Origin of the sequence: Collinsella sp. AF05-9 (assembly GCF_003465595.1) — a bacterium.
In the GTDB taxonomy this organism is placed as follows: domain Bacteria; phylum Actinomycetota; class Coriobacteriia; order Coriobacteriales; family Coriobacteriaceae; genus Collinsella.
In genome coordinates this window covers 64,562-90,474 of the sequence record NZ_QSBB01000002.1, presented here as the reverse complement: position 1 = coordinate 90,474, position 25,913 = coordinate 64,562, and the positions used below count along the sequence as shown (strand labels likewise).

At 61.6% G+C, this 25,913-nt stretch carries 25 protein-coding genes and 2 tRNA genes; 26 read left to right on the top strand and 1 reads right to left on the bottom strand.

All coding sequences use genetic code 11. The features are described from left to right. Window positions 1-11 precede the first annotated feature (11 nt). The gene (locus tag DWV43_RS01170) at window positions 12-779 is read left to right on the top strand and encodes an energy-coupling factor ABC transporter ATP-binding protein (RefSeq protein WP_233539189.1); all 768 of its coding nucleotides are present in this window, start codon (window positions 12-14) and stop codon (window positions 777-779) included. 80 nt (window positions 780-859) lie between these two features. Continuing rightward, entirely contained in the window at window positions 860-1,708 is an 849-nt protein-coding gene (locus DWV43_RS01165) for a hypothetical protein (RefSeq protein ID WP_117816982.1), read from the top strand. Between the two features lie 212 nt (window positions 1,709-1,920). Here the strand turns inward: DWV43_RS01165 and pyk are convergent, their stop codons facing one another. Further along, window positions 1,921-3,381: a pyruvate kinase gene (gene pyk / locus DWV43_RS01160; RefSeq protein WP_117634311.1), complete on the bottom strand. Its 1,461-nt coding sequence runs from the start codon at window positions 3,379-3,381 to the stop codon at window positions 1,921-1,923. A 442-nt stretch (window positions 3,382-3,823) separates the two neighbouring features. On the opposite strand from pyk, the gene DWV43_RS01155 reads away from it, so the two are divergent. From DWV43_RS01155 to DWV43_RS01045, 24 genes are all read left to right on the top strand, one after another. Next, window positions 3,824-6,505 (top strand): cation-translocating P-type ATPase, encoded by a 2,682-nt coding sequence (locus DWV43_RS01155; RefSeq protein ID WP_117816981.1) that lies wholly within the window; start codon window positions 3,824-3,826, stop codon window positions 6,503-6,505. Window positions 6,506-6,976: 471 nt separating this feature from the next. Beyond that, window positions 6,977-7,930 (top strand): ribosome small subunit-dependent GTPase A, encoded by a 954-nt coding sequence (gene rsgA / locus DWV43_RS01150; protein WP_197032776.1) that lies wholly within the window; start codon window positions 6,977-6,979, stop codon window positions 7,928-7,930. Between the two features lie 252 nt (window positions 7,931-8,182). Continuing rightward, window positions 8,183-8,842, top strand: a complete 660-nt coding sequence (cpaB, locus tag DWV43_RS01145; RefSeq protein ID WP_233539188.1) for a Flp pilus assembly protein CpaB — start codon at window positions 8,183-8,185, stop codon at window positions 8,840-8,842. After that, window positions 8,842-10,491: a P-loop NTPase gene (locus DWV43_RS01140; protein ID WP_117816979.1), complete on the top strand. Its 1,650-nt coding sequence runs from the start codon at window positions 8,842-8,844 to the stop codon at window positions 10,489-10,491. The genes cpaB and DWV43_RS01140 overlap by 1 nt, the downstream gene beginning before the upstream one ends. Beyond that, entirely contained in the window at window positions 10,488-11,816 is a 1,329-nt protein-coding gene (locus DWV43_RS01135) for a CpaF family protein (RefSeq protein WP_117816978.1), read from the top strand. Before DWV43_RS01140 ends, DWV43_RS01135 begins: the two co-directional genes overlap by 4 nt. Next, the gene (locus tag DWV43_RS01130) at window positions 11,789-12,715 is read left to right on the top strand and encodes a type II secretion system F family protein (RefSeq protein WP_117816977.1); all 927 of its coding nucleotides are present in this window, start codon (window positions 11,789-11,791) and stop codon (window positions 12,713-12,715) included. The genes DWV43_RS01135 and DWV43_RS01130 overlap by 28 nt, the downstream gene beginning before the upstream one ends. Further along, window positions 12,712-13,353, top strand: a complete 642-nt coding sequence (locus tag DWV43_RS01125) for a type II secretion system F family protein (protein ID WP_055250542.1) — start codon at window positions 12,712-12,714, stop codon at window positions 13,351-13,353. The genes DWV43_RS01130 and DWV43_RS01125 overlap by 4 nt, the downstream gene beginning before the upstream one ends. Window positions 13,354-13,363: 10 nt before the next feature. Beyond that, complete coding sequence (locus DWV43_RS01120; protein WP_117816976.1) at window positions 13,364-13,597, top strand: hypothetical protein; 234 nt, start codon at window positions 13,364-13,366, stop codon at window positions 13,595-13,597. After that, window positions 13,561-14,124, top strand: coding sequence for a hypothetical protein (locus DWV43_RS10035; RefSeq protein ID WP_147326459.1), 564 nt, complete (start codon window positions 13,561-13,563; stop codon window positions 14,122-14,124). Before DWV43_RS01120 ends, DWV43_RS10035 begins: the two co-directional genes overlap by 37 nt. Window position 14,125: 1 nt before the next feature. Continuing rightward, the gene (locus tag DWV43_RS01110) at window positions 14,126-14,344 is read left to right on the top strand and encodes a hypothetical protein (protein ID WP_006235089.1); all 219 of its coding nucleotides are present in this window, start codon (window positions 14,126-14,128) and stop codon (window positions 14,342-14,344) included. Then, window positions 14,280-14,816, top strand: a complete 537-nt coding sequence (locus tag DWV43_RS01105; RefSeq protein WP_117816975.1) for a TadE/TadG family type IV pilus assembly protein — start codon at window positions 14,280-14,282, stop codon at window positions 14,814-14,816. The genes DWV43_RS01110 and DWV43_RS01105 overlap by 65 nt, the downstream gene beginning before the upstream one ends. 64 nt (window positions 14,817-14,880) lie before the next feature. After that, window positions 14,881-16,941 (top strand): hypothetical protein, encoded by a 2,061-nt coding sequence (locus DWV43_RS01100; protein WP_117816974.1) that lies wholly within the window; start codon window positions 14,881-14,883, stop codon window positions 16,939-16,941. Next, the gene (locus DWV43_RS01095; protein ID WP_117816973.1) at window positions 16,941-17,417 is read left to right on the top strand and encodes a TadE/TadG family type IV pilus assembly protein; all 477 of its coding nucleotides are present in this window, start codon (window positions 16,941-16,943) and stop codon (window positions 17,415-17,417) included. Before DWV43_RS01100 ends, DWV43_RS01095 begins: the two co-directional genes overlap by 1 nt. Then, window positions 17,414-17,773, top strand: a complete 360-nt coding sequence (locus DWV43_RS01090; protein ID WP_233539187.1) for a DUF192 domain-containing protein — start codon at window positions 17,414-17,416, stop codon at window positions 17,771-17,773. The genes DWV43_RS01095 and DWV43_RS01090 overlap by 4 nt, the downstream gene beginning before the upstream one ends. Before the next feature lie 58 nt (window positions 17,774-17,831). Then, window positions 17,832-18,005 carry a hypothetical protein gene (locus DWV43_RS10130; RefSeq protein ID WP_158569802.1) on the top strand — a complete coding sequence of 58 codons (174 nt, stop codon included), beginning with the start codon at window positions 17,832-17,834 and terminating at the stop codon, window positions 18,003-18,005. A gap of 92 nt (window positions 18,006-18,097) precedes the next feature. Continuing rightward, a complete protein-coding gene (locus DWV43_RS01085; RefSeq protein ID WP_035137167.1) occupies window positions 18,098-18,382 on the top strand; it encodes a ribbon-helix-helix domain-containing protein in 285 nt (94 codons plus the stop codon). 123 nt (window positions 18,383-18,505) lie between these two features. Continuing rightward, window positions 18,506-18,578: transfer RNA gene (locus tag DWV43_RS01080), tRNA-Phe, on the top strand. Between the two features lie 482 nt (window positions 18,579-19,060). Further along, window positions 19,061-20,122 (top strand): glycoside hydrolase family 5 protein, encoded by a 1,062-nt coding sequence (locus DWV43_RS01075; protein WP_117816972.1) that lies wholly within the window; start codon window positions 19,061-19,063, stop codon window positions 20,120-20,122. Between the two features lie 6 nt (window positions 20,123-20,128). Beyond that, window positions 20,129-21,007 carry a 16S rRNA (cytidine(1402)-2'-O)-methyltransferase gene (rsmI, locus tag DWV43_RS01070; protein WP_117640792.1) on the top strand — a complete coding sequence of 293 codons (879 nt, stop codon included), beginning with the start codon at window positions 20,129-20,131 and terminating at the stop codon, window positions 21,005-21,007. Between the two features lie 69 nt (window positions 21,008-21,076). After that, on the top strand, window positions 21,077-22,678 hold the full coding sequence (gene metG, locus DWV43_RS01065; RefSeq protein WP_117816971.1) for a methionine--tRNA ligase: 1,602 nt from the start codon (window positions 21,077-21,079) through the stop codon (window positions 22,676-22,678). A 110-nt stretch (window positions 22,679-22,788) separates the two neighbouring features. Next, window positions 22,789-23,649, top strand: coding sequence for a 16S rRNA (adenine(1518)-N(6)/adenine(1519)-N(6))-dimethyltransferase RsmA (gene rsmA / locus DWV43_RS01060; RefSeq protein WP_117816970.1), 861 nt, complete (start codon window positions 22,789-22,791; stop codon window positions 23,647-23,649). Continuing rightward, window positions 23,639-24,556 (top strand): TatD family hydrolase, encoded by a 918-nt coding sequence (locus DWV43_RS01055; RefSeq protein WP_117816969.1) that lies wholly within the window; start codon window positions 23,639-23,641, stop codon window positions 24,554-24,556. The genes rsmA and DWV43_RS01055 overlap by 11 nt, the downstream gene beginning before the upstream one ends. A gap of 43 nt (window positions 24,557-24,599) precedes the next feature. Beyond that, window positions 24,600-24,686, top strand: a tRNA-Leu gene (locus DWV43_RS01050). 288 nt (window positions 24,687-24,974) lie between these two features. Then, window positions 24,975-25,913: an SPFH domain-containing protein gene (locus DWV43_RS01045; RefSeq protein WP_117628983.1), complete on the top strand. Its 939-nt coding sequence runs from the start codon at window positions 24,975-24,977 to the stop codon at window positions 25,911-25,913.

Sequence of the window (25,913 nt, the reverse complement as noted above, 5' to 3'; positions counted from 1 at the left end):
AGGGCGACGTTTTGACGATCGATATGAATAGTGCGGTGGGCACGAACGGTGCGGGCGGCGAGGCCGCGCCGCTCATCGAGCTGCGCAACGTGGTGTTCTCATATACGGGGCATACGGTGGTCGACGGCGTTTCGCTGCAGGTCGATCGTGGTGAACTCGTTGCCCTGCTTGGTCCTAACGGTTGTGGCAAGACGACGATCATGCGCCTTATTAACGGCCTTGAGCTCACGGACGCGGGTGCGTACCTGTTCGATGGGCGCGTGGTCGATGCGGCATATCTCAAGGATTCCGCAGCCGCTCAGCGTTTTCATCAGCGCGTGGGCTTTGTGTTCCAGAATGCCGACGCCCAGCTGTTCTGTGCCACGGTGGGCGAGGAAGTTGCTTTTGGTCCCGCGCAGATGGGGCTGCCGACAGACGAGATCGAGCGCCGCGTCCGCGATGCCATGGAGCTGTTCCAGGTTGCCGATCTGGTCGATGCCTCGCCCTATCAGCTTTCGGGCGGGCAAAAGAAGCGCGTTGCGCTGGCGGCAGTCGTATCGATGAACCCCGATATCCTAGTGCTCGATGAGCCCACCAACGGGCTCGATGAGGACTCGTGCGACATCGTAGTCAACTTTTTGCTGGCCTACGTTGCTGCCGGTAAGACGGTTTTGATGAGTACGCACCATCAAGATTTGGTGCGCCGCTTGGGGGCCCGTGCCATCTATATCGATCGATATCACCATGTGGTCGAGGCGCCTTCGCCGTCGTATGGAACCGAGAGCGGTGCTGCGGAATAGTTGCTGCGTAGAGGATGCGTAGCCGCCCGCGCGGCTTTGCCGTGATGGTATAGTTATCCAGGTTTTTTATGGGGGTGGCTATGCCAAGCTGGAACATTCATATCGCTCAAACGGAGCGCTTGCTGACACGTGCTAGCGTGCTTGCCGATAGCGTGCGCGACCGCAATGCCTTTTTGTTTGGCTGCGTGGTTCCGGACATCTTTGTGGGCTACATGGTTCCCGGCATTGCCGATCCCATCCCGTACCGCATCACGCACTTTGCTAAGCCCGAGCCTATCCCCAAACCACGCGAGCACGAGTTCTGGGATACCTATGTGACGCCGCTGCTTAAAAGTTCGCCCACCGGTGCGCCAGCCGCGGCGACCTCGATTATCGAGGAGCGCGAGCGACTGAACCGCGTGCACTATCCCCAGCGCTACAAGGATGCCGAGCCGGTTGCCGGTCCCGGCGCCTGTGAGTTCTCGCTTGCGTCCGAAGATGTGGCGCAGTCGCTGCTCGATTTAACGCTGGGCGTCTGGTCGCATCTGGTGGCCGATACCGTATGGAATACGCGCGTGAATCAGTACCTGGAGGCGCACGGCGGCAAGCCGTGCGAGGAATTCCGCATTAAAAAGCAGGGCGATTTTGACTGGTTTGGTAAGACGCTCGGCATTGTTTCCATCCCGCGTGCGACCGATCGTCTGTATACCGCTGCGGCACGTTTTGGGCAGTATCCCATCCATAAGGAGTATGTGCTCAAGACCATTGGCGTTATGCACGAGATTGTACGCGAAAACCCCGGCGAGCCCGATCATCCGCCGTATCGCCTGCTAACCGAGGAGTTTTTCGATGCAACGTTTACCGAGGTCATCGAGCTAACCGAGGCGGGATTTGCCGCCCGCGTCGCATCACCCGGTGTTCCTGCTCTGCCCCTGATCGCTAGCTGCTAGCTGGCCGGCCCGGCAGTGAACAGCTCATCCCAATCGACCAACAGCTCCCGTCGCAGGGCGTAAACACGGCAAACGAGCTGCACATTTCATAGCATGCCATAAGTAGCTGGTTGCGTGTCATGCCGTGCGGGAGGCATCGACGCACAGAAAAAGGGCCCGGAAGGCAAAGCCTTCCGGGCCCTTTGCAATGCAAATCTGCTTGCAAGTGCGATTTAGCGCACCTGAGCGACGTAAGCGACGTTGGTCGAGGAGACCTTGTCCTCGAGCTGGACGCTCATGCGGGGATCGCCGGCGGTAGCGACGGTCAAATCGCCAGCCTCGACGTAGCCGAGCTCCTTAGCGGTCTCGATCGCCTTGACGATCGTGCCGTTGACGGTGCCCTGGGTAATCTCGGCCTGGTGCGGGATAACGCCCCAGTACATGATCATCTGCTGGACGGCCCACTCGTGGCGGGAGAACGCGCAAATCGGCATGTTGGGACGGAAGTGCGAGATCAGGCGAGCGGTACGACCGGTGGTCGTCGGCACGGTGATGCACTTGGCGCCAACGGTGGTGGCCATGTTCACAGCGGACATACCCACAACGTTGTTGACGACGCGGGTGCCGTGAGCGTCAGCCGGAACCTCGAGCGGAGCGTGGGCCGGGAGGTACTTCTCGGTCTCGAGAGCAATGCTGGCCTGCATCTTGACGGCCTCGACTGGGTACTTACCGGCAGCGGACTCGCCAGAGAGCATAACGGCGTCGGTGCCGTCGTAGATGGCGTTAGCAACGTCGGCAACCTCGGCGCGCGTCGGGCGCGGGTTCTGCTGCATGGAGTCGAGCATCTGCGTAGCGGTGATGACGGGCTTGTAGGCCGCGTTGCACTTGGCGATGATCTCCTTCTGGATGTGGGGAACGAGCTCGGGCTTGATCTCGATGCCCAGGTCGCCACGGGCGACCATGATGCCGTCGGAAGCCTCGAGGATCTCGTCGAAGTTCTCGACGCCCAGGGCGCACTCGATCTTCGGGAAGATCGTAACGTGCTCGCCACCGTTCTCGCGGCAAAGCTCGCGGATGCCGCGGACGGACTCGCCGTCACGGATGAAGGAAGCGGCGATGTAGTCGATGTTCTCGGTCAGGCCAAAGAGGATGTCCTGACGATCGCGCTCGGTGATAGCGGGCAGCGAGATGTTGACGTTGGGCATGTTGACGCCCTTACGCTCGCCAATCAGGCCGTCGTTCTTAACGACGCAGGTCATGTCCTGGCCGCTGACGGACTCGACCTCGAGGGCAACCAGGCCGTCATCGATCAGGATGAGGGAGCCCTTCTCGACCTCAGAGGGCAGAGCCAGGTAGTCGAGGGAGATGTGTTCAGCGGTGCCGTGGAAATCCTCGGACGTGGGTTGAGCGGTGACGACAATCTTATCGCCGGTCTTGACGGCAACCTTCTTGCCGTCGACCAGAAGGCCGGTGCGGACCTCGGGGCCCTTGGTGTCGAGCAGGATGCCGACAGGCAGACCGAGCTCCTTGGAAATACGGCGGACGCGCTCGATGCGACCGTGGTGCTCGTCGTAGGAGCCGTGCGAGAAGTTAAAACGGGCGACGTTCATGCCCGCCTTGATCATCTCGCGGATGGTCTCGTCGCTATCGCAGGCGGGACCCATGGTGCATACAATCTTAGTGCGCTTGTACATTCAGACCTCCATCTGACATCGTCTTGCGCTGATAGATAAACCATAAGAAATAAAACCGAGATGATTATAACGAAATGCCGACCGAATACCCCAAAAAATCGACCGTATGCCGAAATGGAAGTTCATTTTTTGCGGGAAAAACGGTATATGAAAAATCTTTACCAACCACTCCAACCGCTGCTATCTGGGAGATATGTCAGTTTGGCGATGTGCCGAAGAAAAAACGTTTTACCAATGTTGAGCATCACACGGTCTGCACCGTTGCGTGCGGACCATATTTCCAAACCGATTGTTTTGGCTAGACGCGTCGCTTTGGGGTACCATAGCTCCACTATCAACTGCCGCTCAGCACGGCAGCCTTGATGAGCCCTTGCCCTTCTCCTGGGAATTATGATCGGGCATCAATCTGCTGAGTGGCCCGAATCCCAGGAGGGGACTCTATATGCAAAAGGAATACCTGTCCGCCGCGGCGGAGGTGCTCAGCGACCAAGGTGTCGATGAGAACCTCGGCCTGAGCAACGACGAGGCGTCTTCGCGCCTCGCCAAGACAGGCCCTAACAAGCTCGAGGAAGCCGAGAAGACACCGCTGTGGAAGCGTTTCTTTGAGCAGATGGCCGACCCCATGGTCATCATGCTGATCGTTGCCGCCGTCATCAGCGCGCTCACGGGCATGGTCAAGGGCGAGCCCGACTTTGCCGATGTTGCCATCATCATGTTCGTCGTTATCGTCAACTCGGTGCTGGGCGTGGTCCAGGAAGCCAAGAGCGAGGAGGCCCTCGAGGCCCTGCAGGAGATGAGTGCGGCGCAGTCCAAGGTGCTGCGCGACGGCAAGCTCGTGCACCTGCCGAGCGCCGAGCTCGTGCCCGGCGACGTGATCATGCTCGAGGCGGGCGACTCCGTCCCGGCCGACTGCCGCGTGCTCGAGAGCGCCACGATGAAGATCGAAGAGGCCGCGCTCACCGGCGAGTCCGTGCCCGTAGAGAAGCACGCCAACGTGATCGAGCTCGCTGCGGGCACCGATGACGTGCCGCTCGGCGACCGTAAGAACATGTGCTATATGGGCTCCACCGTCGTGTACGGCCGTGGTCGCGCCGTCGTGGTCGGCACCGGCATGAACACCGAGATGGGCAAGATCGCCGGCGCCCTGGCCGAGGCCAAGGAAGAGCTCACGCCGTTGCAAGTGAAGCTCGCCGAGCTCAGCCGCATCCTTACCATTATGGTTATCGTCATCTGCGTCGTCATCTTTGGCGTTGATATCATCCGCCACGGCGTGGGCAACGTTCTTACCGACCCGACCGCCCTGCTCGATACCTTTATGGTCGCCGTCTCGCTCGCCGTCGCTGCCATCCCCGAGGGCCTGGTCGCCGTCGTGACCATCGTGCTATCGCTTGGCGTGACCAAGATGGCTAAGCGCCAGGCAATCATCCGCAAGCTCTCTGCCGTCGAGACTCTCGGCTGCACGCAGACCATCTGCTCCGACAAGACCGGTACCCTTACCCAAAACAAGATGACCGTCGTCAAGCACGAGCTCGCTGCGCCCAAGGAGAAGTTCCTGGCCGGCATGGCGCTGTGCTCCGATGCTCAGTGGGACGAGGAGCTGGGCGAGGCCGTGGGTGAGCCGACTGAGTGTGCGCTCGTCAACGACGCCGGCAAGGCGGGCCTCACTGGCCTGACTGCCGAGCATCCGCGCGTGGGCGAGGCCCCGTTTGACTCGGGCCGCAAGATGATGTCCGTGGTCGTCGAGACCCTGGATGGCGAGTACGAGCAGTACACCAAGGGTGCGCCCGACGTGGTGATCGGCCTGTGCACCCATATCTACGAGGGCGATAAGGTCGTCCCCCTGACCGAGGAGCGCCGCGCCGAGCTCGTGGCGGCCAACAAGGCCATGGCCGACGAGGCCCTGCGCGTACTGGCGCTGGCAAGCCGCACCTACACCGAGGTTCCCGACGACTGCAGCCCCGCTGCGCTCGAGCATGACCTGGTCTTCTGTGGCCTGTCCGGCATGATCGACCCGGTCCGTCCCGAGGTGGCCGACGCTATCCACGAGGCGCACGACGCCGGTATCCGCACCGTCATGATCACGGGCGACCACATCGACACCGCCGTGGCCATCGCCAAGCAGCTGGGCATCGTCGCCGATCGCAGCCAGGCCATCACCGGTGCCGACCTCGATCGCATGAGCGACGAGGAACTCGACGCGCACATCGAGGACTACGGCGTGTACGCCCGCGTCCAGCCCGAGCACAAGACACGCATCGTCGAGGCTTGGAAGTCGCGCGACCAGATCGTGGCCATGACGGGCGATGGCGTCAACGACGCCCCGTCCATCAAGCGCGCCGACATTGGCGTTGGTATGGGCATCACCGGTACCGACGTCACCAAGAACGTCGCCGACATGGTACTTGCCGATGACAACTTCGCTACCATCATCGGCGCCTGCGAAGAGGGTCGTCGCATCTACGACAACATCCGCAAGGTCATCCAGTTCCTGCTTTCGGCCAACCTTGCCGAGGTGTTCTCGGTGTTTATCGCCACGCTCATCGGCTTTACCATCTTCCAGCCGGTGCAGCTGCTGTGGGTGAACCTGGTCACCGACTGCTTCCCCGCGCTTGCGCTGGGCATGGAGGATGCCGAGGGCGACATCATGAAGCGCAAGCCGCGCAACGCCAAGGACGGTGTCTTTGCCGGACATATGGGTCTGGACTGCGTGGTCCAGGGCCTAATCATCACCGCGCTGGTGCTGGCGAGCTTCTTTGTGGGCGTGTACTTTGACATGGGCTACATCCACATCGCCGATATGATCGCCGGCAATGCCGACGAGGAAGGCGTGATGATGGCGTTCATCACGCTCAACATGGTCGAGATTTTCCACTGCTTCAATATGCGCAGCCGTCGTGCGTCGCTGTTCACCATGAAGAAGCAGAACAAGTGGCTGTGGGCTTCCGCCGCGCTGGCACTGGTGCTGACGGTGATCGTGACCGTGCAGCCGACGCTTGCCGAGATGTTCTTTGGCCCCGTGACGCTTGAGCTCAAGGGCGTTCTTGCCGCGCTGGGCCTTGCCTTCCTGATCATCCCGCTGATGGAGATCTACAAGGCGATCATGCGCGCTGTGGAGAAGGAGTAGATTAACCTGTCCGGGCCCGCCCCACGCCCTTTCTCCCTCACTGGTCCTCGCGCTTTGCGCTGCGGGATCGTTCGGGAGAAAGGGCTTCCGGGGCGGGCCCTGCGGTGACTCTGCTGGCTTTCCTCGCGCGGATGATAAAGGCTGGGGGAAAGTGTGTGAGCCGGTCGAGCGTTTGCTCGACCGGCTCTTTTTGTGGGAAAATACCTGCTCAGTTTTGATTTTTGGTGCTGGGAGGCGCTTGTGGGCAAGGCTAGGGCTAAGGCGAAGAAAAAGACGACGGGGGCGCGGGCTAAGCGCGATCGTCGTCGGAAGCTCGCGACCGAGGCTCCCGCACCTGCTGAGGAGCTGCTGGCAAGCGTGCCGGGACTCGACGCGCTGCAGGACGTTCCGGCGTTCGATGACCTGCCGGTCGATGAAGCTCAGCAGGCTGCCTTTGATGATTTCTGCGCACATGCCGAGGAGCCCGAGCAGATGCAGCTTGGCGCCGTGGTGCGCTTGGATCGCGGGTTTCCACTGGTGGCGACTGCCGATGACACGTTTCGTGCCGAGCATGCTGTGGGGTTTGCCAAGTCACGCGGCGAGGACGAGGTCCTGCTGCCTGCCGTGGGCGATCGTGTGGCGGTGCGCCGCGCTCCCGGGCACGATATGGGCGTGATTGAGTGCGTGCTGCCGCGCCGTACGAGCTTTGAGCGTTGGCGCGGCCGTGCCCGCGGAGAGCGCCAGGTGCTCTGCTCCAACGTGGATAGCGTGCTAATCGTGCAGGCGCTCGGTGCCGGCGAGGTGCTGCTCGACCGCGTGGCGCGCTCGCTGGTGTTGGCGCTCGACTGCGATGCCGAACCGGTGGTGGTACTCACCAAAGCTGACCGTTGCGATGCTGAGGAGCTCGAGCGCGATCTGGACCGTGTGCGCCGCCTGGTGGGTCCGGACGTGCGCGTGATCGTGACGTCCTCTGCCGAGGGCCGCGGCCTGGACGAGGTCCGTGCCTGCGTGCCTGCCGGGAGCTGCGCCATGATTCTGGGCGAGTCGGGTGCCGGCAAGTCGACGCTGCTCAATGCACTGCTGGGCCACGATACGTTGGCGACCGGCGGTGTGCGCGAACGCGACGACCAGGGCCGTCACACTACCGTCGCGCGCGTGATGGTGGCGCTGCCGGGCGACGCCGGCGTGATCGCCGATGCCCCGGGCCTGCGCAGCTTACCGCTCGTGGGTCACGAGCGGGGTCTGGCGCGCGCCTTCCCCGAGATTGTCGAGGCATCGCGTGCGTGCCGGTTTGGCGATTGCACGCATGTCCATGAGCCGGGTTGCGCCGTTCGCGAGGCCGAGGACGCCGGGCAGATTGACAGCCTGCGTCTGGAAACGTTCCAAAACCTGGCGTCATCCATGCGCGTGAGCGCTCAAATGCTCGATCCCGATGTCCATCTGTAATTGATTTTTCCTATGACAGCCGTCTCCCAACTGTTCGGGAGACGGCTTTTTTGCTGCGGAAAAGCCTCGAAACATGCAGTTTGCTGACGTGCTGACCAAAACCTTGCCACGAGCTTGACGGGCTGGTCAGCTTTTGGTCAGCGATTGGTTTGACATCGAAAACCAAGATCGCGATTGCGCCGCTTTGCGCTCTGACCGCCCAGACAATGGTGGTACGGGCATTCGCCCGGCACTGCCATGAGAGGAGCGGCCGTGAACAAGAGCAAGCGCATCGCCATCAGTCTGGTCGCGGGCGTGCTCGCTGCGCTGCTCTGCATGGCTTACGGCTCGTCGATCCGCTCACGAGCCGAACAGGTCCAGGCTGAGACCTTGGCCAAGTACGGTGGCGATCACGTCGAGGTATGCGTCGCGGCGCGCGATATCGATGTGGGCGAGACCCTCGATGAGACCAATGTCATAACCCAGGAATGGCTGACGAGCCTGCTGCCGCGTGACGCGGCGACCGAGCTGCGCCAGGTGCGCGGCGACGTGACGACTTCGCGTATTCCCAAAAACGCCGTGATCTGCAATGTCTACACCAAGGCCGAGAGCCGCAAGCTCGAGGTGCCTAAGGGCAAGGTCGCCGTTTCGGTGGCGGTCGATGCCGAGCACTCGGTCGGCGGTGCTACGGGCGTGGGCAGCTACGTGGATGTGTATGTGCAAAAAGACGGCGTAACCGATCGGCTGTGCGGCGCGTACGTGATCGATACCAGTGAGGATTCCGGTGCCACGCGCGAGGGCAAGATCGAATGGGTGACGCTGGCGGCTGACCCCGAAGACGTCAAGGAACTGCTGGGAGCCTCGGGCAAGGGAACGGTCAGCTTGACGATTCCCGCCACGGCGCGCGGCAAAAAGAGCGGAGGCGACGAGTGATGAAGGCGATCTGGCTTGCGTGCTGCGCGTGCGGCGATTACGGGCTGTTGCAGCGGGAAGTCGAGGGCCGTGATGCGGGTGCACAGGTGCTTCGCGTGGGTGACCTGGACGGGCTGGTTTCCATGGCGCGGGCGTTTCCGTCGCGCCGCGGGGCTGCCATCATCGCGGCGTCTCTGTTTGATACCGAAGATGTTCGCAAGGCTGTTGCGCGCCTGACGGCCGAAGGCCGCGTGAGTCGCGTGGTCGTGTTGATAGAAGCGCTCGATCCGTCGGATATCGAGGGGCTGTTTCGCGCGGGGGCGACCGAGGTCATCGCTGCGCACAGTATATGCGGCAACGGGCGCGCGGGCGAGGGGGCGGTTGATTCCGATCGGCGCATGACGATTGAGCCCGATGCTTTTGTTGATAGGGAACCCGGGGCGCCTCGCGCTACAAGAGGCCCGCGTGTTGATGATTATGGAAAAGCGGAAGCCGAGCATGGTCGGCGCCCCCGGAACCCCCTTGTATACGATGACGCTGGAGGGCCGGCGCAGCATGCTGGCGACTCCCCGGCTGTAGATATGGGATACGTGCACGGCGTGAATCTGGCAGATGAACTGGACGAAGTTGAGGGCTTTGCCGGGTGCGGCGAGTTGTCGCCGATGCAGCATGAGCAGATTGCACAGAACGAGCCTGCCTCGCAGACCGAACAAGCTGCCATGCCGGCTTGGACGCAGCGTGTGGTTGCGGCGGGGGAGACGGGGACGCTGTCACCGACGCCCGCCCCGCCGCTTCAGATGCCGCCGGCAGACGCCGCTGCTCCGCCGCATCGAGCTCCGGTCATCTGCGCCATTTCGGGTTCGGGCGGTTGCGGCAAGTCGACGATTGTTGCCACCATGGCACACACATCGTCGCTGTTGGGCTTGCGTGCCGCCGTGCTCGACCTGGACCTGATGTTTGGAAACCTTTACGACTTGTTAGGCGTTGATGCTCCGCGCGATATGGCGGCACTTATCGAGCCGTCGGCGGCGGGCGCGCTCGCCGAGCCGGATATCGTAGCCGCTTCGATGCGCGTGGCGCCGGGCGTTACGCTCTGGGGTCCCGTCGCGGCGCCCGAGCAAGCCGAGCTCATGGCACGTCCGGTGGAGCTACTGCTTGATGTCCTGCGTCGCGAATCCGACGTGGTCTTTATCGATACCTCGGTCTTTTGGGGCGACGCCGTGGCGGCTGCGGTGGCAGCGAGCGACCGTTGCCTGGTCGTTGGCGATGCGGCGGTGTCATCCGCGACATCGGCGTCGCGCGTCATTGAACTGGCAAGTCGGGTAGGTGTGCCGCGCACGCGCATGAGCGCCGTGTTCAACCGGTTCGGTGCGCGCGGGGCAGACGAGGACGTCGCCATGCGCTTTGAGATTGCCTGTGCGTTGAGCTCCAAGATTCGTATCGCCGATGGCGGGCAGGATCTCGCCGCGCTCATGGCGTTTGGGCGCGCTGACGAGGCAGTGGGGCAGACCAGCGCTTTTGCGACCAGCGTGCGCGAGGCCACGCGCGAGATGCTCGTGGAACTGGGGTGCGCCGTCGGCCCTTGGAGCGATATGGTCGCCGACCGTGCAACACGCACCGAACGCCCGCGTATTCGCCTTCCCTGGTCGCGCGAGGGTGATCAGCGATGAGCCTGCAAACGAGGATTAAGGCTGCCGGCGCTGCAGCGACGGCAGCGCCTGTAGATGCGGGGCGTCGCCGCGCCGTGAAACGACGCACCAAGCGCGCCGTGATGGACCGCATGGGTTACGACGAAGTGGCGCGTATCAGCGCCTATATCGACCCGGCACTTGCCCGCTCGGAATTGCGTCCCGCGGTGGAGGCGGCGCTCAATGTTGAGGAGCCGACCGATCTCGCGACGCCCGAGCGCGAAACCATCATCGACGAGATTTTGGATGATGTGGTGGGCTTGGGGCCGTTGCAGCCGCTCATTGAGGACGACACCGTTACCGAGATCATGATCAACGGCTGCCGCTCGGCTTTCTTTGAACGCGGCGGCGTTTTGTATCCCATCGAGCACGCGTTTGAGGACGACGAGCAGATCCGTGTGCTCATCGACCGCATCATCTCGCCACTTGGCCGCCGTATCGACGAGCGTAGCCCCATTGTCAACGCCCGCCTCAAAACGGGCTATCGCGTCAACGCGGTGATTCCGCCTGTGGCGATTGACGGACCGATTCTCACTATCCGAAAGTTCTCGGACCGTATCTGCTCTCTGGACGAGCTCGTGGGGTTGGGATCGCTGCCGCTTTGGTATGCGCAGCTGCTGTCGTGCGCGGTGTCGCTGCGACAGGACCTGGCGGTTGCGGGAGGCACGGGATCTGGTAAGACCACCCTGCTCAACGCGTTGTCATGCGAGATTTCCACCGGCGAGCGCATCGTGACGATCGAGGACTCTGCCGAGCTCAAGTTTGCGCATCATCCGCACGTGGTGCGCCTAGAGGCGCGCGAGGCTTCAATTGAGGGTGAGGGCGCGGTGACGATCCGCGACCTGGTAACTAATGCCCTGCGCATGCGCCCCGACCGCATCGTGGTGGGCGAGGTGCGCGGTGCCGAGTGCTGCGACATGTTGCAGGCCATGAACACGGGCCACGATGGGTCGCTCACCACACTTCATGCGGGTTCAGAACAGGAGACCGTGGTACGTCTGACGTTGCTTGCACGTTATGGCATCGATCTGCCGAGTGAGCTCATCGAGGAGCAGATCGCCATGGCGCTCGACGGCATCGTGATGTCCGAGCGCCACGCCGATGGCAGGCGCTTTGTGGCCTCATATTCGGGGGTTCACCGCGGCGTGTCGGGCGGTGTTGAGCTCGAACGCTATGTGACTTTCGATGCTGCCGAGCGCATCTGGACGCTCGACCGCGAGCCGCCGTTTATCGCAGAAGGCCTGCGGTCGGGGACGCTTACACAAGAGGAGGTGGACGAATGGAGATCGCTATGCCCCTCGTCGTAGGGGGCTTGGCAGGGCTTTCTGTCGCGACGGTGTGTGGGGCAGAGCCTCGTGTGCCGCGGGTGCCGCCGGCGGAGCTGGCACGTCAGGCGCTCGAGACGGTGGCAGAGAAGCTGCCGCGTGGGCTGGTGGAAAACGATTTGCTGAAAAAGATCGCCCGTTCGTGGGCATCGCTGGCTCCGGCGCATCGCCTTGGCCTCGTGATCGAAGATGCTTCGGGACGTTTGGCGTTTCTGCTGCTATCGAGCGGTGTCTGCTGCGTTTTACTAACGATGGTGTCGTTATCGCCCCTCGGATTTGCCTTGGGACTTGTTGCTCCGTTTGCCGTTGGTGCCGCTTGGGATGGCTTTGAGAGCCGGCGCGAGCAACACGATGCAGAAGAGGCAATGCCCGAGGCGTTTACCGCACTTTCCATGTCGCTTGCCTCGGGACATTCGCTGGCCCAGGGCATGCGCTTTGTGGGCGCTCATGCGCAAGAGCCAGTGCATACCGAGTTTTTGCGGGTGGCGGCGGCGATCGATTGCGACATCTCGGCGACCGACGCGCTCGATGACTTGCTCGTGCGTATCGACGCCCCCGGTCTTTCGCTTGTGACCTTGGCGCTTAAGGTGTCTCAGCGCACCGGCGCTCCGCTTGCCGACTTACTGTCCGAGGCGTCGAGCATGGTGGGGGAGCGCATTGAGCTCAAGCGCCGCCTGGATGTTAAGACGTCGCAGGCTCGCATGTCTGCGCATATGGTCGCGGCGATGCCGGCGGGCATGTGCGCGGTGTTGGCGCTGCTTTCGGCAGATTTTCGTCGCGGTCTTGCGACGCCCGCCGGCGCGGGCGCTGTGGTGCTGGGTCTTGCCCTCAACGCCGTTGCCCTGGTGGTTATCCGGCGCATTATGCGGGTGGAGCTATGAGCGCCCCGGTTGCAGTTGCGGCTTGCCTGTGCGCCCTGAGTGTATTTGTCGCGACGGGTTTGGATCGGGCGGATGCACGCAAGATCGCAGGGGCCTGCAAGCGCGAGGCGGTGCTGGTCGCTGCCGCGGGTCGCTCGGTGGTCGATGCTCTGACCGCGCGAGTGAAGGGCGCGGTTGGAGCGGGCGGCCCGGCGCGAGTGTCGCTCGGCGAAGTGTCCGAGATGATCGATGTTGTGCGCTTGGGTCTTTCGGCCGGTCTTTCGTTTGATGCGGCGCTTGAGATTTTCTGCGCCAACCGCCGGTCAGTGCTGGCTCTTCGCCTTGAGCGCGCCTGCATGGCGTGGCAGGTGGGCGTGGGCACGCGTGAGGACGAGTTGTTGGCCGCCGCGCGCGACCTGGACGTGCGAGCGCTCGAGACCTTTGCCATCACGGTGGGGCAGGCGCTCGCCCTGGGTGCCCCACTTGCCGAGACGCTGGCCGCTCAAAGTCGCGAGATCCGTGCGGCTCATCGCGCCGCGGTCGAGCGCGAGATCGAGCGTGCGCCCGTCAAGCTGCTGATTCCCACCGGCACGCTCATCTTGCCGGCGTTGCTTCTGTCCATATTGGGCCCGCTGCTGGGAGCAGGCGGGATGATGTAGGGAGGAATACATGAACACGATGACTGACACTGCTGGCAAGGTGCAGGGCTGGGCGTTTTGCCGGGCGGCACATGTTCGTCAGCGCGCCAAGGAACTATTGCAGGAGGAGAGTGCGCAGGGTACCACCGAGTATGCCGTCTTGGTCGGCGTGCTCGTGGTGATCGCGATTATCGCCATCGTCGCATTTAAGGGCAAGGTCCAAGATCTATGGAACGCTATCAGCGAGGGCATCAACAGCCTGTAGAGGGCGAGCGCCCCGTCGGGGTGCTGCTGGTGTTTGCTTGCCTGACCGTGGCGATAGCGGCGGTGCTTTGGGGGCTTAACGCCGCGCGGCAGCAGCGTCCTGGGACCGCCTCCGATTTGGGCTCAGATTCGGCGGTGGCGTCTCAAAAAGATGAGATGCGAGATGCGGACGATTCGGATGTCGCTGTCACGGCGCAAACCTTTCTGCGGACGCTCGACAAGCGGTCTGGCACTGCGACGGATTCGCCTGGGGGCAACGCGATTGTGGTCCGGCTTGCATGGTCCGAGGACCGACCGATGACCGAAGCGGCGGCGGATATGCTGCGTTCCTATCGCGAGGTACCCACGGCGCAACTTGCTCTGAGCGGCTATCTCGACATCAAGGGAAACGTGTGGGGCGCCATCGTGCGTGACGGACGCGGCTGGGTCGATATGGTGACGGTTGCTGCGGATACTGGCGATGCTTCGTGTCGTCTGCGCGCCGTGCGCCTGGTTCCGCAAACAATAAGCTCAAAGGAGGGGTCGTGAAATGCATGGCGTTCTGCGTGAGGAGGTTGCCCAAGCGACTGTGGAATACGCCATCGTCACGGTGGCGCTGTTATCGATCGTGCTGGCGATTGCGGGACTTTGGCGTGCTGGCACCGATGGGCGCTTGGCGGCGCTGGTTGAGCGGGCGGCATCCCATGGCGTTGCCTCGATGTCGGTTATCGACGCCGCTGCGGGCGCTAAGGACATCGCGTTGTATTGATATCGCGTGCGAGGACCGGGCGCAGTCTACGGTCGAGGCCGCTTTTTTGCTGCCGACGTTTCTGACGCTCATCCTTCTCGCACTGCAACCGGTGTGCCTGCTCTATACGCGCGCGGTCATGGAGTCTGCCGCCGCCGAGACCGCGCGGCTCATGACCACGACGACGGCGGAGGACGACGATCTTAAGGAGTTCACCCGCCGCCGGCTTGCCGCAGTGCCCAACGTTTCGATTTTTCATGCCGGCGGGCCGCTGTCGTGGGATATCGAGCTTGGCCGGGCCGGTGCGGGTGGCGTCTCGTCCGTGTCCGTTTCCGGCGAGGTCAAGCCGTTGCCCGTGATCGGTGCGTTTGCGCAGGCTATGGGTGGTACCGCCGAGGGCGGCTACGTTGAGCTCAAGGTCGATGTCTCGTATCAATCGCGTCCCGAATGGCTGGAGGGAGATTATGATTCGTGGATTGCTACATGGGATTAAGCGTTTCTGGTCTAGACGCGTTTTGACGCGCCGTCCGAGTTGCCATTGCAAGCGAGGTGGCTTTATGGGTCGAGCCGGTGTCGATCTGTTTATCGAAGACGGTGCCTATACCACGCTTTCTTCTGCCGTGGTCATCCTAGTGGTGCTCACATTGTTGTTTTCGTCGACCGCGGCGATATGGAGCATGTCGCGTGCCGGGGACACCCAGGTGGCGGCTGATAGCGGCGCGCTGGCGGGTGCCAACGTGGTGTCGTCCTATCACACGGCTGCCACGGTGGTTGATGCGAGTATCTTGAGTCTGGGGCTGGCGGGGTTTGCCACGATCGGGACGGGCCTGGTCGCCATCCTCATCCCGGGTGCCGAGCCGGTTGCCGGCAATATGGTCGACACCGGGATCGAGATCATTAAAACGCGCAACAAGTTTGCCAAAAGCGCATCGGAAGGCTTACAGAAAATCGAGACGGCTCTGCCGTATCTGATCGCCGCGCGTGCCACGCAGGCGGTGTCGGCGCAGGATACCGATAGTGTGACCTATACCGGTACGGCGCTTGCCGTGCCCAGGACATCCGAGTCGGACTTCGCTGCGATCAAAGGGTCAGAGATCTCGACCGATACCATTAAAGACACATCAGATGATTTAGAGCGTGCGGCCGAGGAGCTGCGGAAGGCCTCGGAGGAGACGGCGAAGGCAAAGGAGCGCGCTTGGCTGGCGGATTGTGGTGGGTCTGACAAGGGCTCGGTCGGCAGCTGTTCTTGCATGTGGGAGCGCGCGAAAAGCCTAACGGATCTCTCCGGTGTTCAAAATCCGCATTACTCATCGAGCGTTACGTGGGAGCCTCAAGTTGCCCTTGATCGCGCGAAGGACTACTACCATTGGCGTCTGACAAATGAGAAGCCCCAGGGCTCGAGTGTCGAGATGAAGGCAGAGTCTGCGGCGCGTAAGGCGTTTTATACCTATGCGAACGCGGAGGTCGATCGGGCATATATAACCGAGAACGGAGACAGGGTTTCCTCCTATATTCCGCTGCTGCCGCGCAACTCTGATGAGGTTCGGGCGACGGAACTCTATACCGATGCGGTGTGGCCGACTAGCGTGAACGATGACAAGGCGTATCTGCATTACGGGACGACCTGCCCTAACTATAAGAAAGGGACGCCGAGCGGATTTGCTTCGGTTGCCGATTACGATGGACAGGATAAATGCAGCAAATGCCATTTTGGCGTTTTGTCGCTTGGTGCTGTTGCGGCGCCTTCAACCTCTATCGAAAACGGCTTCGAGTATCACTTTGACAAGTTTAAAGACGCCCTGGAGGACTACGTCGACTGTCGCAACAAGGAGCTCGAGCTCGAGCGTCAGACCGAGGACGAAGCCGACCGTGCGGGCAATGCGTTCGATACCGCCATCAAAGAACTTTCCGGTGAGCGCCCGCGTATCGCTCCGCCCGGTCGCAACGGCGTGGTTGCCTTTGCGGTTTCGGGTGCCATCTCGAGCTCCGATGAACTCAACTCTTCGTTTAACACGGCAGTCAGACTTGGCGATCGCGGTGCCATCTCTGCCGCGGTGCTGGCGCCCGATGGGGCGACGGCGCAAAACAACGTGCTTTCGCGATTTTTCTCGACATTGAAGGAACGCTCGGGCGGCGTTGCCGGCGTGCTCGACGGCGTCATGGATGTCTGGGGACGGCTGCTTGTGGGATACGGAGACATCCAAGGTTCGGCCGACGAACTTATGGACGAGATGATTAAAGGCCTAGGAGGGGGCAGCGGCGCGTTGGGCTCCATTGCATCGTGGCTCGGCGATACCGTTTCGGCGTCCGTGGCGGCGCTGGGTTTGGAACCGTGCGACTTGCGCCTGCGAAAGCCGGTGCTGACTGATTCCGCCAACGTCATTAAGAGCCCGGGGTCTGACATTGCTGGCCTCTCTCAAGCGCAAGACAAACTGCGAAGTATTCCGTTGGGCGTGACCGATCCCAAGGCGCTTTGCGAGGCGTTGGAATATCAAGTCGAACGCACCATTAGCGGTACGGTGTTCACGCTTGCGGAGATTCCTCTGCCCGGCGGCGGCTCCATCCCGCTCACCGTCGATGTCGCCACGCTGGTTGGCGCTTTGGGCGGTGGGTCGTAATGAGTATCCGCATGCGTCTGCGCGAGGAGCGCGCCCAAGCGACGGTGGAGATGGCAGTGGTTACGCCCGTTTTGCTGGTGCTGGCACTCATCGTGTACAACGTCATGATCTTTGCCAGCGCTGTCGCGCGCTTCGACCGCGTGGTGCCCGACATCGTGTTGGCGCACGCCGTGGCGTCGGAGGGGGAGGGCGACGAAAGCTCTGCCGATGCCTCGGCGACGGTTCAGACTCAAATTCTGAATGCCATGGAAGGCTATGGCTTGCAGATCGAAGTGTCGAGCGAGCAAGGCGCGGAGGCATCGGATGGTGGCCTGCTCTCCCTATCCGGTACGTTTAGGACCTACACCTGCACCATGCACTATGAGCCGTGGCCGACTTCTCTCAGCATCGCTGGCGTTTCGCTGGGGGCGCCGACAACGTTGTCGCACGAGCGCGCGGTGACGGTCGATCCATGGCGTCCGGGGGTGGTCATGTGACCGCGGTCTCGTCCTACATCGCGTACGCGCGGGCGCTCAACAGGCTGGGTTGGACGCCGGCCGAGTTTGTGGTGGCGGAGTCGTTTGCCGTGCGCCTGCGCGGCATGCTGGGACGGTGTCCGGTTGCCGCCAACGGTCTGCCGCTCGTCATGGCGTTTCCACGCTGCTCTTCGGTCCATACGTGTTTTATGGCCTATCCCATCGACATCGCCTTCATCGATCGCGACGGCAATATCCTCGCGCGCTACGAAAGCGTTCGTCCTTGGCGCACGTGCTCCTGCCCCGGCGCCTGGGCCGCACTAGAGCGTCCTTCAATCATTGTTTCGATCCCTGCTCTCCAACGCGTGCCGGCTTAAGAATTGGCGACAGCGGACTTTCGTCATACGAAATTGGGTAAGATGGAGGAGAAGATGCATGGATGTTGAGATCCATCCCAACGCTAAAAAGCACCTGACGGAAAAGCAGGTGCTTAGCGCTTGGCTTGCGGTTACTGAGTGCATTCGTCGCGAGTCGAAGGACGAGCCGCCGAGATGGCTTGCGATTGGATGGCTCCCAGGCGGACGAAGCGTGGAGCTTGTCGCGGTCTAGCTTGTCCGTGGGTGGCTTATCATTCATGCCTTGTCTCCAGTCCAGAAGAAATTTTGGCAGGAGATTGAACAGGCTCGGCAAAGGGGTCGATGATGGGCAAGACGTATACGGCCGCTAATGGTCAGGTTGTAACGGATGAAATGATTGACGCGTGGTGCGAGTCGTACGAGCGCGGAGAGTTTCCGGATGGCGAACACACCGTTGGTGGGATCGTGCATGGACGGCCCCCACTCTCAGGTGAGGGGACGGCAACGCTGTCGGTCAAGATTCCTCTGGGAATGAAGGAGGCCATTCGTCGACGGGCGGCTGCCGAGGGGATGACGCCAAGTGAGTTTGCCCGTGCGGCTCTGAGCGAAAAACTTCTTGCTGCCGGCTGATGCCTCTGACGTGCCGATTTATAGAACCGAGGCTGTGCTCAAAAACTTTTTTAAAATTCTCGGTTGACCGGAACGCGTCCTTGGTTATACTAATCAAGCCTTGAAACAAGGCACACCTCAAATGGCTGGGTAGCTCAGTTGGTAGAGCAGAGGACTGAAAATCCTCGTGTCAGGGGTTCGATTCCCTTCCCCGCCACCTTGAATTGACTAGGACCTCTGCAAAGGGGTCCTTTTCTTTTATGTAGGGTTCTGCGGAAACTGCGTCCCGGAATTTGGCTTCAGAGTGGGATGCGTTTTCCGCTTTGAGGCCGCTTGGGAAAGCGCGACCCGGAATCCGGCGTCAGAATGGGACGTGCTTTCCTTTTGCGGCCTTTGGCGGAAACTGCGTCCCAGATCCCGCGCTCAGAACGGGATGCATTTTCCGGTTGGGCCTGCTAACGGAAAATGCGCCCCATTATTGAGCGATAGAACGGGACATGCTTTCCGGTGCCTGCCTCTGGCGCGCGTACACACCTCGTCGCACCATTCCGAGCCCGCCCGCCCCAGACATTCCTCCCACTTTCGCGTCACTTTGCAGACCGTTCGGTCGCCTGTCCGCACACGCGGGTATACTCAAAACGATACTTATCCTACGCAATACGATGCGGGTTCGACCTGCATGATCCGAAGGGGGCAGTGATGGAGAGGATACTCGGCGTTAATCTCTCTGGCTGGTTTATTCCCGAGCCTTGGGTGACCCCGTCGCTGTACGCGGCGACCGGTGCATCCAACGCGGCTGAGCTACAGGAGGCCATGGGTACCGCCGCCTATAACGAGCGCATGCGCCGCCATTACGAGACGTTTGTGAGCGAGGACGATTTTCGCCGCATGGCGCAGATCGGTCTCAATGCCGTGCGTCTGCCGGTGCCCTGGTATGCCTTTGGCTCACAGGAGTCCGATGCCTCCTACATATCGGTTGTCGATTACATCGACCGCGCAATTGAGTGGGCTGCCAAGTACGACATCCGCGTGCTGCTCGATCTGGCAACCGTGCCCGGTGGCCAGGGCGATTCCAACGATTCGCCCACCACGCCGGAGGCTGTTGCCGAGTGGCATTCGTCCACCAACGGCCGCCATGTCGCACTCGACGTGCTCGAGCGCTTGGCCGATCGCTATGGCGAGGCCGAGAGCCTGCTGGGCATTGAGCTGCTGGACACGCCGCAGATGAGCGTTCGCAAGAGCCTCTTCACCATGACGGATGGCATTCCTGCTCACTACCTGCGCAATTTCTATCGCGATGCCTACGAGCTCGTCCGTTCGTATATGCCCGAGGATAAGATCGTCGTCTTCTCGTCGTCGGGGCATCCCAGCGAGTGGAAGCATTTTATGCGCGGCGCCAAGTACAAGAACGTCTACATGGACCTTCACCTGTACCATTACCGCGACGAGTATGCGCTCGACATCACGAGCCCTCGCGGGCTGACGACGGCGATTTCGCGTAACAAGCGCGAGCTTAAAGAAGCGATTTCGACTGGGTTCCCCGTGCTGGTGGGCGAATGGTCGGGCGCGGCGATCTTTGCCAACTCGTCGGTTACGCCCGAGGGCTGCAATGCCTACGAGCGCGTGTTTATCGCCAACCAGCTGGCTTCGTTTGCGCCGGCTGCCGGTTGGTTCTTCCAAACGTGGAAGACCGAGAAGCGCATTGCAGCATGGGACGCCCGCGCGGCGCTCGGTACGCTCGAGCGCGGCATGATTGAATAGGTTGATATGACGCAAAACAGCGCCCATACGGGCAAACTCTATGTGGTCGGCACGCCCATCGGCAACCTGGGTGACCTGTCCCCGCGCGTTGGCGAGGCCTTTGCCGCTGCCGATGTCATCTGCTGCGAAGACACGCGTGTGACGTCAAAGCTGCTGATGCACCTGGGCATTTCCAAGCCGCTTGTCCGTTGCGACGAGAATGTGATCGCTAGCCGCGCTGCCGGCCTGGTCGACCGTCTGCTGGCGGGGGAGACCCTCGCCTTTGCCTCGGACGCCGGCATGCCGAGCGTGTCCGATCCCGGCCAGGCGCTGGTCGAGGCGGCGCGTGAGGCCGATGTGCCCGTCGAAGTTATTCCCGGGCCCTCTGCTTGCGTCACGGCGCTTGTTTCGTCCGGCATTCCCTGCGAGCATTTTTTCTTCGAGGGCTTTTTGGGCCGAAAGCACGGCGACCGTGTGCGCCGTTTGCAGCGCCTTGCCGTGGTGCCCGGCGCACTCATCTTCTACGAGTCTCCACATCGCATCGTGGCGACGCTCGAGGCCGTGGCGGAGGTCTTTCCCCAGCGTGAGGTTGCCGTCTGCCGCGAACTCACCAAGCTGCACGAGGAGGTCTTGCGCGGGCCCGCTGACCAGCTTGCCGAGGAGCTGCGTGCTCGCGGCGAGGTAAAGGGCGAGATTGCGCTGGTCATCGCGCCACCGAGCGAGGATGAGGAGGCCGGTATCGTGCCGGTCGGCGCCACGGCAGCGGATCCCGACGAGGCCCTGCGCGAGGATATCCGCGCCGCGCTCGAGGAGGGGGAGCCCGCGTCTGCGGTGGCCAAGCGCCTGTCTCAGAAGTATTCGCGCCGCAAGCGCGATGTCTATGCCATGGTGCTCGATATGCAATAGATGGAGGATATCCAGCCCTTGCGCTAGAATCATCCTCTGTATGCAACGTTTTTCTGGAGGACAAACCCCATGGATCAAAGCAAGCCTTCGTTCTTTATCACGACGCCCATCTACTACGTCAACGCCGATCCGCACCTGGGCACGGCTTATTCCACCATCATCGCCGACGTTCAGGCTCGCTATCGCCGTTCCGCCGGCTATAACGTCAAGTTCCTGACCGGCATGGACGAGCACGGCGAGAAGGTCGCCGAGGCCGCAGCCAAGCATGGCATGACGCCGCAGGAGTGGACCGATAGCCAGGCCCCGCACTTCAAGGAGCTTTGGAGCAAGCTCGAGATTTCCAACGACGACTTCATCCGCACCACCGAGCCGCGCCAGCATCATGCCGTGCAGTACCTGTGGGAGCGCATGAAGGAGTCCGGTTACCTGTATAAGGGCAGCTACGACGGTTGGTATTGCGTGCCTGACGAGACCTACTTCACCGATACGCAGGTCCAGAAGGGCGACGAGGAGTACGGCAGCGTCGGCCAGCATCTATGCCCCGACTGCCACCGTCCGCTTGAGCGCGTCCAGGAGGAGTCCTACTTCTTTAAGCTTTCCGCCTTCCAGGACAAGCTTCTCAAGCTCTATGACGAGCACCCCGACTTTGTCGAGCCTGCGTTCCGCATGAACGAGGTTCGCAGCTTTGTCGAGGGCGGCCTCAACGACCTTTCCGTGAGTCGCACGAGCTTTGACTGGGGCATCCAGGTTCCGTTTGACGAGGGCCATGTGACCTATGTATGGTTTGACGCGCTGCTCAACTATATGACGGCCGTCGGCTACGGTGTCGACACCGACGAGGCGCGTGCCGAGCTGGCCTATCGCTGGCCCGCGCAGTTCCACATCGTGGGTAAGGACATCATCCGCTTCCACTGCGTCATTTGGCCCGCCATGCTCATGGCCATCGGCGAGGCCCTGCCCGAGCACGTCTTTGCCCACGGCTTCCTGACCGTGCGCAATGCCGAGACCGGCAAGGCCGAGAAGATGTCCAAGAGCCGCGGTAACGCCATCGCTCCGCAGGACGTTATCGACATGCTGGGCGTCGAGGGCTATCGCTACTACTTCATGACCGACGTGGTCCCCGGCACCGACGGCGCCATCAGCTTCGATCGCATGGAGCAGGTCTACAACGCCGATCTGGCCAACAGCTGGGGCAACCTCATTTCGCGCTCGCTCAACATGAGCGCAAAGTACTTTGACGGCTGCGCCCCGGCTAAACCGGCGTCTGCCGACGCGTTCGATAACCCGCTGGCAAAGATTGCCGACGGTTTGGTCGAGCGCTACATGGCCAATATGGACGTGCTCGATTACGGCGGGGCCAAGGATGAGGTCATGGAGCTCATCCATGCCGCCAACCACTACATCGAGGACTCCGAGCCCTGGGCGCTTGCCAAGGACGAGGCCAAGGCTGACGAGCTGGCATTTGTGATCTACAACCTGCTCGAGGCCATCCGCATTGCCGCCCACCTGCTGATGCCGCTCATGCCCCAGACTTCTGTTGAGGCTCTGCGCCGCCTGTCCTGTGAGGACGAGGCCGCGAGCGACGACCTCAAGGGCATTTGCACTTGGGGCCTGCTTGCCGGCGGTCAGCCCGTCGAGAAGGGCGATCCGCTGTTCCCGCGTCTGGCGTAGAGACCGCGCGAGCGCCATATCGGCAATTTGCTGTTTAGCTGTAAGGGCATGGCCGCCACGGTCCATGCCCTTTTGTTTCAAGACGCCGCCATCTTGCTAAGGAGGCAACTATGACAACTTCGCCTTTGGCAAACCCCACGGCCACCAGGGAGCTGCTGGAGGAGTTTGGCCTTGCGACCAAGCATCGCCTGGGCCAGAACTTCCTGATCGACAACCATGTGATTGAGCGCATCTGCGAGCTTTCCGAGCTCACGGGCGATGAGCGCGTGCTCGAGGTTGGCCCGGGCGTTGGTACGCTCACGCTTGCGCTTCTGCAGGAGGCGGCGTGCGTTACGTCCATTGAGGCCGATCCTGAGCTCGAACCGGTGCTCGACGCCCACGCCGCCGACTATGCCAACTTCCGCTTTATCATGGGCGACGCGCTTAAGGTGGGCCCGGAGCAGATTGAGCAGGCTGCGGGCGGTGAGCCGACGGTATTTGTCGCGAACTTGCCCTATAACGTGGCGGCGACGATCATTTTGCAATTTTTCCAGACGATGCCGGCGCTCAAGCGCGCCGTCGTCATGGTGCAAAAGGAGGTTGCCGATCGCATTGCCGCAGTGCCGGGCAACAAGACCTATGGCGGCTATACGGCAAAGCTTGGCCTGTATGCGCAGGTAACGGGTCGCTTTGAGGTGCCGCCGCGTTGCTTTATGCCGGCGCCACACGTGGACTCGGCCGTCGTGCGCATCGACCGTGTTGACGGTGTGGTGCCCGAAGGACTCGATCGCGAATTTGTGGCCCGCGTGATTGACGCTGCATTTGCTCAGCGTCGCAAGACTATCCGCAATTCCATGAGCGCCAACGGCTTTGCCAAGGACGTGCTCGATGCCGCCTTTGAGGCTTGCGGTATCGCATCCACCACGCGCGCCGAGACGCTCGGCGTCGCCGACTTTGTGTGCCTGGCTCGGGAGCTTTCCCATGACGCTTAATGCCGAACGCGTGACGTTTACCAAGAAAAAGAAGACGGTTGCTTGTCCCGTACCCTTGGCACCGCTTGCCGACACGCATGCGCATCTGCTTTCGTTCTGGGGCAAGGATGTGCCCGAGACACTCGTGCGTGCCAAGGCGGCAGGCATCGACCTGTTGGTGACGGTCTTCGACCCCATCGCCGACAAGCGCAGCGTGACGGACTATAGCGACTGGCTCGTGCGCGAAATTCTGCCGATGCAGGATATCCCGCAGATCAAGTATCTTGCCGGCGTGCATCCGTATGGCGCGCCGGACTATACCGACGACATTCACGCGCAGGTTGTTGCTGCGCTTGATGACCCTTTGTGCGCCGGTATTGGCGAGATCGGTCTGGACTACCACATGGATTACGACGACGACATCGCGCCGGCGCCCCACAGCGTGCAGATTGACTGCATGGCACGCCAGCTCGAGCTTGCCGTGTGCCGTAACGTGCCGGTGGAGCTGCATCTGCGTCACGAAGACATGGACCAGGAGCGTACCTCGCACGTGGACGCCTACAACGTGCTTCGTGAGGTGGGCGTGCCCCAGGCCGGTTGTGTGCTGCACTGTTTTGGCGAGGACCGCGCCACGATGGAGCGCTTTGTGGAGCTGGGCTGCTATATCGCCTATGGTGGTGCGGCCACCTTTAAGCACAACGACGACGTGCGCGAGGCATTTGCGGCAACCCCACTCGATCGAATTTTGTTCGAGACGGATTGCCCGTATATGGCTCCGGAGCCCATCCGCGGTCTTGAATGCGAGCCCGCAATGATCTCCATTACGGCAAACGCGCTGGTTAACGACCGTGTCGATCGCACTGGTGAGGACGCCGAAACAATCGCGCATGCCGCTTGGGAAAATGCCTGCAAACTTTTTCAAAAATAGTTCTTGCGTTCGCGGTGGCGCTCCGTTATTCTAATTCCTGCACGCGGGCGTGGCGGAATTGGCAGACGCGTACGGTTCAGGTCCGTATGGGGGCAACCCCATGAAGGTTCAAGTCCTTTCGCCCGCACCATTGATTGAAAGAGCTCCCAGCAATGGGAGCTTTTTTGTTATGGGCCCATCGCAGGGACTTGAACCTGTGAAGGAGCGAGCGTCAAGAAAACGCGGAGCGTTTTTAGCGAGCTGGCGAGTCCGCCGGCAGGCGGGCGAAGCCGGTGCGGATCCGCGAAGCGGATACGCGGACGTCCTTTCGCTCGCACCATGGATTGAAAGAGCTCCCAGCAATGGGAGCTTTTTTGTTATGCACGATCTCCTTGGACGGGTATCCTAATGGCAACGTGTGCCTATCAGAGGAGAGACCATGCTGTTTTCCGGTATCATCGCTGCCCTTACGAGCCTTTTGATTCCCATCATCATCCTGCTGCTGTTGTTTCCCAACGCCTGCTACGTCGTTGAGCAGCAGCACGCTGTGATCATCGAGCGCTTGGGTAAGTTCAATCGTATCGTCAACGCGGGCTTCCACGTGAAGGTGCCCGTGATCGACCGCAAGGCCGCCACGGTGAGCCTGCGCACCATGAAAAACGGTTTTGGCATCGACGTTAAGACCCAGGACAACGTGACCATCGGCCTTGAGGTCTCCGCTCAGTACCACGTGAGCTACGACATGGGCGCCGGCCCGGCAGATTCGGGCATCTACAAGAGCTACTACATGCTGCAGGAGCCCGTCGACCAGATGCGTGACTTCATCACCGACGCCCTGCGCTCTTCGATTCCTGTCTACACACTCGATGAGGTCTTTGCCAAGAAGGATGACATCGCCAAGGATGTCAACGCTACCGTTTCCGAGCAGATGGCCGCCTACGGCTTCACCCTCGTGTCGACGCTCATCACCAAAATCGCACTGCCGACCGAGGTTGAGAACTCCATGAACGACATCAACGCCGCCCAGCGCAAGCGCGCTGCGGCACAGGAGCTCGCCGAGGCAGACCGCATCAAGCGCGTCACCGAGGCGACCGCCGAGGCCGAGGCAATGGAAAAGGCGGGCGAGGGCATCGCCAACCAGCGCAAGGCCATCGCACTGGGTATCAAAGATTCGCTCGAGATCATCCAGGAGACGGGTGTCGGCAATGACGAGGCCAACCAACTGTTCATGTTTACGCAGTGGTCTGAGATGATGACGGAGTTCGCTCGCACGGGTAAAACCTCGACGGTCGTGCTGCCGAGCGACTTTTCGCAGTCGGCCTCGATGTTCGAGCAGATGCTGGCCGCCGGCAAAGTTCAAAACGATTCGAAGGAGTAG